The sequence below is a fragment of the Bradyrhizobium sp. P2_E8 genome (assembly GCF_056403875.1).
Map to the genome: position 1 here is coordinate 1 of NZ_JBFUES010001500.1, position 1,228 is coordinate 1,228.

Annotated in this window: 2 protein-coding genes; both read left to right on the forward strand. The window is 65.6% G+C overall.

Annotation, left to right across the window (positions count from 1 at the left end; translation table 11 throughout):
- Positions 1-574 (forward strand): transporter substrate-binding domain-containing protein (locus AC1D00_RS41770; RefSeq protein ID WP_477014727.1); only part of this gene is annotated, 574 nt, incomplete at its 5' end.
- On the forward strand, positions 571-1,228 hold a 658-nt coding region (locus AC1D00_RS41775), incomplete at its 3' end, for an amino acid ABC transporter permease (protein ID WP_477014728.1). The genes AC1D00_RS41770 and AC1D00_RS41775, both read left to right, overlap by 4 nt.

Below are 1,228 nucleotides of genomic sequence, written 5' to 3' on the forward strand. Positions count from 1 at the left end.
GATCCCGTCGCTCCAGACCAGGCGCGCCGATTTCATCATCTCCGGCATCTCGGACCGCGCCTCGCGGCGCGAGACCGCCGATTTCGTCGATTATCTCGCGACCGGTCCGCAGTTCTTCGTGATGGCGGAGAGCGAGGCGAAGGCCGCGACGGATCTCTGCGGCAAGAAGGTCGGCACCACGCGCAGCACGAGCTTCCCGGTCGAGATCGAGAAGTGGAGCAAGCAGAATTGCGAGACGGCCGGCAAGCCGGCGATCCAGTACGTGCCGGGCGAGAACTCGATCGACGTGCGCAACCAGCTCAAGCAGGGCCGAATCGACGCCGCCGTGCAGGGCAGCGAGACGCTGCCTTATGCGCAGACACAAGAGCCCGGCAAATACCGCATTGTCGGCGAGGCCTTCGCCAAGGGCTATCAAGGCATCATGATCCGCAAGGACGATTCGGCCCTGCGCGAGGTGGTGACCGAGAAGCTCACCGCAATGATCGCCGACGGCGCCTACAAGGCCATTCTCGACAAATGGGGCCTTGGCGCGAATGCGGTCGCCCAGCCCATGCTGAACGCGGCGCCGCAATGAAGCCGGCGCCGGCACTCGCGGAGGGTTTCCCTGATCTGTCGGGGATGCGGGTCGCGCGCGAGCCGCACTGGTTTCGCTGGTTCAGCGCCGCCCTGATCGTCCTCGTGCTGGCGGCGATTGCGCGCGCCTTTGCGAACGGTCAGATCGAATGGTCCTATGTCAGCCGCTTCCTGACTGTGAAGGTCATCCTCGAAGGCATCGTCAACACCATGGTGATGGCGGTGCTGGCGATGGCGCTCGGCATCGTGCTCGGCATCATCGTGGCGATCATGCGGCTGTCGCCCAATCCGGTGCTGAAGACGGTGGCCGCCGGCTACACCTGGCTGTTCCGCGGCACGCCGCTGATCCTGCAACTGCTGCTGTGGTTCAACCTCGCGCTGGTGTTTCCGACCATCGGCATTCCGGGCCTGTGGAGTGCGCGCGCCGTCGACGTCATGACCCCGTTTCTCGCCGCGCTGCTCGGGCTCGGCATCAATCAGGGCGCCTACACCTCCGAAGTGATGCGCGCCGGCATGCTGTCGGTCGATATCGGGCAATATGAGGCCGCGCAGGCGATCGGCATGGGACGGCTGCGCGCGCTGCGGCGGATCGTGCTGCCGCAGGCGATGCGCGTGGTGATCCCGCCGCTCGGCAACGAGTTCATCGGCATGGTGA